The 7,014-nt window shown below is 70.4% G+C and carries 8 protein-coding genes; 5 read left to right on the top strand and 3 right to left on the bottom strand.

Annotation, left to right across the window (positions count from 1 at the left end):
- From ABZV34_RS36190 to meaB, 3 genes are all read left to right on the top strand, one after another.
- Window positions 1–754, top strand: a 754-nt coding sequence (locus ABZV34_RS36190; protein WP_356286531.1) for a methylmalonyl-CoA mutase family protein, incomplete at its 5' end; no start/stop codon positions are given.
- Window positions 754–2,925, top strand: a complete 2,172-nt coding sequence (scpA, locus tag ABZV34_RS36185) for a methylmalonyl-CoA mutase (protein ID WP_356286528.1) — start codon at window positions 754–756, stop codon at window positions 2,923–2,925. The genes ABZV34_RS36190 and scpA, both read left to right, overlap by 1 nt.
- 5 nt (window positions 2,926–2,930) lie before the next feature.
- Window positions 2,931–3,917 carry a methylmalonyl Co-A mutase-associated GTPase MeaB gene (gene meaB / locus ABZV34_RS36180; protein ID WP_356286525.1) on the top strand — a complete coding sequence of 329 codons (987 nt, stop codon included), beginning with the start codon at window positions 2,931–2,933 and terminating at the stop codon, window positions 3,915–3,917.
- 25 nt (window positions 3,918–3,942) lie between these two features.
- Here meaB and ABZV34_RS36175 read toward each other — a convergent pair whose 3' ends face one another.
- The 3 genes from ABZV34_RS36175 to ABZV34_RS36165 are packed head-to-tail and all read right to left on the bottom strand — an operon-like array spanning window position 3,943 to window position 6,012.
- Window positions 3,943–4,104 (bottom strand): hypothetical protein, encoded by a 162-nt coding sequence (locus ABZV34_RS36175; RefSeq protein ID WP_356286522.1) that lies wholly within the window; start codon window positions 4,102–4,104, stop codon window positions 3,943–3,945.
- A 38-nt stretch (window positions 4,105–4,142) separates the two neighbouring features.
- A complete protein-coding gene (locus ABZV34_RS36170) occupies window positions 4,143–5,573 on the bottom strand; it encodes an MFS transporter (RefSeq protein ID WP_356286519.1) in 1,431 nt (476 codons plus the stop codon).
- Window positions 5,566–6,012, bottom strand: coding sequence for a MarR family transcriptional regulator (locus tag ABZV34_RS36165; RefSeq protein WP_356286516.1), 447 nt, complete (start codon window positions 6,010–6,012; stop codon window positions 5,566–5,568). Before ABZV34_RS36165 ends, ABZV34_RS36170 begins: the two co-directional genes overlap by 8 nt.
- A 117-nt stretch (window positions 6,013–6,129) precedes the next feature.
- Here ABZV34_RS36165 and ABZV34_RS36160 point away from each other — a divergent pair, with 117 nt between their 5' ends.
- Window positions 6,130–6,309 (top strand): DUF6480 family protein, encoded by a 180-nt coding sequence (locus tag ABZV34_RS36160; RefSeq protein WP_356286513.1) that lies wholly within the window; start codon window positions 6,130–6,132, stop codon window positions 6,307–6,309.
- 256 nt (window positions 6,310–6,565) lie between these two features.
- On the top strand, window positions 6,566–6,994 hold the full coding sequence (locus ABZV34_RS36155; protein WP_356286510.1) for an ATP-binding protein: 429 nt from the start codon (window positions 6,566–6,568) through the stop codon (window positions 6,992–6,994).
- Window positions 6,995–7,014 lie beyond the last annotated feature (20 nt).

The following is a 7,014-nucleotide window of genomic DNA, read 5'->3' as shown; positions in this document are numbered from 1 at the left end:
CATCGCCCGCAACACCTCGACGATCCTGGTCGAGGAGTCGCACCTGGCCCGGGTCATCGACCCGGCGGGCGGTTCCTGGTACGTCGAGCGGCTCACCGACGAACTCGCCCACGCGGGCTGGGAGTCCTTCCAGCAGATCGAGCGCTCGGGCGGCCAGGCGGCCGCGCTGCGCTCGGGCCGGGTCGGCGAGGACCTGGCGAGGACGTGGGCCGCGCGCAGCGCGAAGCTCGCCAAGCGGCGCGAACCCATCACCGGTGTCAGCGAGTTCCCGCATCTCGCGGAGCGTCTCGTGGAGCGCGCGCCCTCGCCCGAGCCACCGTCCGGAGGCCTCCCCCGCGTACGGCGCGACGAGGCCTACGAGACGCTGCGCGCCCGCTCCGACGCCCATCTCGCGGCCACCGGCGCCCGGCCGCGGATCTTCCTGGCCACCCTGGGCCCCGCCGCCGCCCACACCGCTCGGGCGACCTTCGCCTCGAACCTCTTCCAGGCGGGCGGCGTCGAGCCGGTCACCGGGGAGCCCAGCGCCGAGGCGTTCCGCGCCGCCGGTGCCACCGAGGTCTGCCTGTGTTCCAGCGACGCGCTGTACGAGGAGCGGGCCGAGGCGGCGGTCGAGGTGCTCAGGTCCGCGGGCGCACGGCATGTGTTCCTCGCCGGGCGCCCCGGGCAGTACACCGATGTCGACGCGTACGTGTTCGCGGGCTGCGACGCCGTGGACGTCCTCTCCACCACCCTCGACCGCATGGGAGTGTCCTGATGGGAATCCCCGACTTCTCCGGGATCGAACTGGGGACGCCCACCGCCGAGGGCGGCGCCGACGAGTGGCGTGCCGCCGTCAAGGGGGCGTCCGGAGGCGACGACCTGCTCTGGGAGACGCCCGAGGCCATCGCGGTCAAGCCGCTGTACACCGGCCGTGACCTGGAGGGCCTGGACTTCCTGGGCACCTACCCGGGCATCGCGCCGTATCTGCGCGGCCCGTACCCGACGATGTACGTCAACCAGCCCTGGACGATCCGCCAGTACGCCGGATTCTCGACCGCCGAGGAGTCCAACGCGTTCTACCGGCGCAATCTGGCGGCCGGTCAGAAGGGTCTGTCCGTCGCCTTCGACCTGCCGACCCACCGCGGTTACGACAGCGACCACCCCCGGGTGACCGGTGACGTCGGCATGGCGGGCGTCGCCATCGACTCGATCTACGACATGCGGCAGCTCTTCGACGGCATCCCGCTGGACAGGATGACGGTGTCGATGACGATGAACGGCGCGGTGCTGCCCGTGCTGGCGCTGTACATCGTGGCCGCCGAGGAGCAGGGCGTTCCGCCCGAGAAGCTGGCCGGGACCATCCAGAACGACATCCTCAAGGAGTTCATGGTCCGCAACACCTACATCTATCCGCCGAAGCCGTCGATGCGGATCATCTCCGACATCTTCGCCTTCACCTCCCAGCGGATGCCGCGATACAACTCCATCTCCATCTCCGGGTACCACATCCAGGAGGCGGGTGCGACGGCCGACCTGGAGCTGGCCTACACCCTCGCGGACGGCGTGGAGTACCTGCGGGCCGGGAAGGAGGCCGGGCTGGACGTGGACGCGTTCGCTCCCCGGCTCTCGTTCTTCTGGGCGATCGGCATGAACTTCTTCATGGAGATCGCGAAGATGCGGGCCGCCCGGCTGCTGTGGGCGAGGCTGGTCCGGCAGTTCGACCCGAAGAACGCCAAGTCCCTTTCTCTGCGCACGCATTCGCAGACCTCGGGTTGGTCGCTGACCGCGCAGGACGTGTTCAACAACGTGACGCGTACGTGTGTGGAGGCGATGGCCGCCACTCAGGGTCACACGCAGTCGCTGCACACCAACGCCCTCGACGAGGCGCTCGCCCTGCCCACCGACTTCTCGGCCCGGATCGCCCGCAACACCCAGCTGATGATCCAGCAGGAGTCGGGCACGACGCGGGTGATCGACCCGTGGGGCGGCAGTGCGTACGTGGAGAAGCTGACGTACGACCTGGCACGCCGGGCCTGGCAGCACATCGAGGAGGTCGAGGCGGCGGGCGGCATGGCGCAGGCCATCGACGCGGGCATCCCGAAGCTGCGTGTCGAGGAGGCGGCGGCCCGCACCCAGGCCCGGATCGACTCGGGCCGTCAGCCGGTCATCGGCGTCAACAAGTACCGGGTCGAAAGCGACGAACAGATCGACGTCCTCAAGGTCGACAACTCCTCCGTACGGACCCAGCAGATCGAGAAGCTGCGGCGGCTGCGCGCGGAGCGCGACGAGTCCGCGTGCCAGGATTCGCTGCGCGCGCTGACGGCGGCCGCCGAGGGCACCGGCAACCTGCTGGAGCTGGCGGTGAACGCGGCCCGCGCCAAGGCCACCGTCGGTGAGATCTCCGACGCTCTGGAGAAGGTGTACGGACGGCACTCGAGCCAGATCCGTACGATCTCGGGTGTGTACCGCAACGAAGCAGGCGAGTCTCCGTCCGTCGAGCGCACCCGCACGCGGGTGGACGCCTTCGAGGAGTCCGAGGGCCGCCGGCCGCGCATCCTGGTGGCCAAGATGGGCCAGGACGGCCATGACCGCGGGCAGAAGGTCATCTCCAGCGCCTTCGCCGACCTCGGCTTCGACGTGGACGTCGGCCCGCTGTTCCAGACCCCGGCCGAAGTGGCACGGCAGGCCGTCGAGGCCGACGTGCACATCGTCGGGGTGTCCTCGCTGGCCGCCGGGCACCTCACCCTGGTACCGGCGCTGCGGGAGCAACTGGCCGAGGAGGGACGCGAGGACATCATGATCGTGGTGGGCGGGGTGATTCCGCCGCAGGACGTGCCGACCCTGCTGGAGATGGGCGCGGCTGCCGTCTTCCCGCCGGGAACGGTGATCCCTGACGCGGCGTACGACCTGGTGGAACGGCTGGCCACCGGTCTCGGACACGGCTGAGGCCCATGGCGATCGACCTCGACTCCTATGTGAAGGGCGTACTCGACGGGAAGCGCGCGTACATCGCGCGGGCCATCACTCTCGTCGAGTCGACCCGGGCCGATCACCGGTCCCTCGGGCAGGCCCTGCTGACCCAGTTGCTGCCCCACGGCGGCAACGCCCGGCGCATCGGCATCACCGGGGTGCCCGGCGTGGGCAAGTCGACCTTCATCGACGCGCTCGGCACGATGCTCACCTCGCTCGGGCACCGGGTCGCGGTGCTCGCCGTCGACCCCTCGTCGACCCGTACGGGCGGTTCGATCCTGGGTGACAAGACCCGTATGGAGCGTCTGGCGGTGGACCCCGCCGCTTTCGTACGGCCCTCCCCCACCGCCGGCACCCTCGGCGGCGTGGCGAAGGCGACACGGGAGTCGATGGTGGTGATGGAGGCGGCGGGCTACGACGTGATCCTGGTGGAGACGGTGGGCGTCGGCCAGTCGGAGACCGCGGTGGCGAACATGGTCGACTCCTTCCTGCTGCTCACGCTGGCCCGCACCGGCGACCAACTCCAAGGCATCAAGAAGGGGGTCCTGGAACTCGCGGACGTGATCACCGTCAACAAGGCGGACGGCCCGCACGAGCGGGACGCGCGTTCCGCGGCACGGGAGTTGGCGGGCGCCCTTCGTCTGATGCACCCGGTGGACGCGGCCTGGACTCCCCCCGTGCTGACGTGCAGCGCCCGCGAGTCGACCGGCCTGGAAGCCGTCTGGGAGCGCCTCGAACAGCACCGCGTCCTGCTCGCCTCGACCGGTCGCCTCGCCGCCAAGCGCCGCGACCAGCAGGTCGACTGGACCTGGACGATGGTCCGCGACGAGCTGCTCGGCCGGCTGCACGCGGATCCGGCGGTACGAGCCCTCACGCCCGCCCTCGAACAGCAGGTGCGGGACGGGGAGTTGACGGCCACGCTGGCGGCGGAACGCATCCTGGGCGTGTTCGGCGGCGCGGAAGGCTGACGCGTCGGGACACTGCGCAGCCCGTTCACGAACCGGCGTCGAGGGTGTGGGCCCACTCCTCGACGGTGGTGACCTCGCGGTGCCGGGTGAGGACGTCGTTCACGAGTGTGTGGTGCGGTGCGGAGTTGAGGTCGGCGCAGATGTCGGACAGGACGGTGACCTCGTAGGCGAGGTCGGCCTGCGGCACCGGGGCCGTCCGTGGTGAAGAGGGAGCCACCGGGTGGTCTACGACGCCTGCGGCGCTTCGGCCGAGGTGTCCCCGGCCGTCGCGCGGCCGAGAGTCCGGTCGAAGGCGGTCAGGAGGAGGTAGAGCACGCCCGCGCCGAGCATGACCCAGGCGAGGTGGTGCATGCCGCCGGTGTCCGCGCGCCGCCCGAAGGAGGCGGCCGTCGTGGAGGAGGCGACCATCGAGCCGACGTAGGCGAAGGTGCGCAGCAGGCCGGCCGAGGAGGCGGTCCGCTCGGGATCGGCCTGGAAGTAGACGGAGTTCTGCAGGGCCAGGCTGTTCAGTCCCTGCGGGACGCCGAAGATCAGGGCCACGAGAATCAGCGTCCACACGGGGCTGTCCGCGCTGAGCGTCAGCATCACCAGACAGGCGACGACCTGCCCCAGCCCGCCGACGAGCAGCTTGCCGCGCACTCCCGTCCGCCGTCCGGAGACGATCGAGACACCGATGGCCACCAGGAACATGGGGATCTGCGCCAGCCCGGCGTGGACGGGCGAGAGCCCGAAGCCCTCCTCCGTCCACTGGGTGAACCCGTAGAGGAACGCGTAGGAGACGATGTAGGCGACCAGCGCGCGCCCGTAGGTGGCCAGCAGCGGGGTGTTGCCGCCCAGCACCCGCAGGTCGATGAACGGGGTGGCGGCCCGTAGCTCCCGTGCAGCGAACGCGGCGCTCGCGGCGAGGGCCGTCACCAGCAGGTACCAGTCGCGCAGGTGCGCGTTCATCAGGAACAGCAGCAGTAAGGTAAGCGTCGCGGCAAACAGTGCCATGCCGGGCAGGTCGAGCCGGGCCGCGAGGTGCCCGCGCTGCGGGGAGTTGCCGGTACCGGGCTCCTTGGGCAGCCGGAGCAGCCCCAGCAGCACGGCCGCGACGGCCAGCGGCACGTTGAGCGCGAAGGTGGCGCGCCAGCCGCCCAGACCGATCAGGAGGCCGCCCAGCAGCGGGCCGATCACGGCGATGGTCTGGTTGGTGACGGCCAGGGCGGTCAGGACCCCGCCGGGACTGTCCCGCCCGGTGCGCCTGGCCTCGCTGCGCAGCAGAGCCATCGCGGCGGGGTATCCGGCGCAGGTGCCGAACCCGAGCAGGACCCGGGAGGCGATCAGCACCCCCAGGTTCGGTGCGAGGGTGCCGACGACCCCGGCGACCCCGACGAGACTCGTACTGACGAGGAAGAGCCGGCGCGGGCCGAAGACGTCGATGAGCCGGCCGACGACGGGCTGCCCGAGAGCGGTGGCCAGGTAGAGGGCGGAGACCAGCCACGCGGTCTGCGAGGGTGGCGCGCCCAAGGCGTCGCCGATGGGTATGAGCGAGACGGCGATGATCGTCGAGTTGACCGGGTTCAGGACGGAGCCCAGCATCATCGGCGGAAGCAGCCGCCGGTCGAAGCCCGTCGTCGCCGTCGTGCCCCGCTCCTCTGTCGTCCGCTCAGTCATGGGTGAGGCGCTCCAGTACCGTCATGGCGGCCATCACGGTCCGTCGTTCCTCCTCCGTGCACCTCTCCTGCAGCCGGCCGGCAAGCCATTCCTGCCGGGCCTGTCGTCCCTCTTCCACCCGTCGGTGCCCCTCCTCCGTCAGCGCGATCAGCAGACGGCGCCGGTCGTCGGGGTCGGGATGCCGTTCCACCAGTCCCAGGGCGGTCAGCGACCCGATCGTCGTCGTCATCGACTGGTGGCGTACTCCCTCGGCCGCGGCGAGCTCACTGGCCGTGACGCCCGGTCTGCCGGACAGATGAGTGAGAACGGACGCCTGCCCCAGGGTGATGTCCTCGGCTTCCGCGGCGTTCAGGATGCGGCGCCGCAGACGGCTGATGACCGTCCGGACCTGTCGCGAGGCCTGAACCGCGGAGGGCGACGGGCGCGGGGTCTCCTTCATGCGTTGCACGGTTCCATGCGTTCCACGGTAGAACCCGCAGCTTGGATTGTACAGTTTCAGCTGTACATCTCCGGATGCTGAGATGCGGTGACGTCCACGGAGGTGGAGAGTGGGAACATGTCACATCCATTGGTGCCACCGGGCGAAACCCCTCCGGTCGAGGGTTCGATCGCCGAGGCACATCAGGAACGGCCGGACGGCGGGATCTGGGAGCACCCCCTGTGGTGGCTCGGCCTGATCATCATCGGGGCGGTCATCGTGGCGGCCTATTTCGCCGCTCGCATCATCGGCTACTGAGGCCACCGGGACCCCTCCGCGTGGAGCGCGCTCCACGCGGTGCGGGCGCTCCAGGTCCCGCCCGGGGTCCGCGCGACTGATGCGCGGGCACGCAGCGTCCTCGCTTCCACCCCGCTCGTCGAGGCCCTCGCCCGAGCCGTCCTCCGGGGTATGGCCGGTTTCACGAGGCTCGGCCGTGCGTGTGACGCCGCTCTCAGAGGCATTCGCTCCCCCTTGGCGCGAACGACCGCTGTGGGCCCACATAGGGACGCGCATCATGACATCTGATGAACCTGATGATTTCGTCTGCGACCCGGCCCTCGGCACGAGCGCCGCACGCCGGAGCGTGCGCAGCTGTCTCAGTCAGTGGCACGTCGAAGGGCTCGCCGACGACGCCGCGCTCGTCCTCAGCGAACTGCTGTCCAACGCCCTGCGCCACGGCGCACCGCCCGTCCGGGTGTCCGTGACCCTTCGGCGTACGCGCCATGACAACCCCACCGTGCACATCGAGGTCGCCGATGCCGGCCACACCCTCAACTGCGGCGTCTCGGGGTCTCGTTGGGGGCACCCCACCTGCACGATGGACGAGAACGGCAGGGGCCTGTGTCTCGTCGACGCGCTCTCCAGCCGCTGGGGTGACGAACCCACACCCCAGGGGCACACCGTCTGGGCCGACCTCGCCTGTGATGCCGGGAGTGCCACGTGATCCCGTGGAGGTTTCGCCGT

Source organism: Streptomyces sp. NPDC005195 (genome assembly GCF_040608315.1).
Classification (GTDB): Bacteria; Actinomycetota; Actinomycetes; order Streptomycetales; family Streptomycetaceae; genus Streptomyces; species Streptomyces kaempferi.
The sequence above is the reverse complement of the archived record's forward strand: the minus strand, read 5'-3'. Positions and strand labels throughout refer to the sequence as shown.

Coding starts and splice junctions, on each gene's coding strand:
- scpA (WP_356286528.1), top strand. CDS start 754: ATGGGAATCCCCGACTTCTCCGGGATCGAACTGGGGACGCCCACCGCC.
- meaB (WP_356286525.1), top strand. CDS start 2,931: ATGGCGATCGACCTCGACTCCTATGTGAAGGGCGTACTCGACGGGAAG.
- ABZV34_RS36170 (WP_356286519.1), bottom strand. CDS start 5,573: ATGACTGAGCGGACGACAGAGGAGCGGGGCACGACGGCGACGACGGGC.
- ABZV34_RS36165 (WP_356286516.1), bottom strand. CDS start 6,012: ATGAAGGAGACCCCGCGCCCGTCGCCCTCCGCGGTTCAGGCCTCGCGA.
- ABZV34_RS36160 (WP_356286513.1), top strand. CDS start 6,130: ATGTCACATCCATTGGTGCCACCGGGCGAAACCCCTCCGGTCGAGGGT.
- ABZV34_RS36155 (WP_356286510.1), top strand. CDS start 6,566: ATGACATCTGATGAACCTGATGATTTCGTCTGCGACCCGGCCCTCGGC.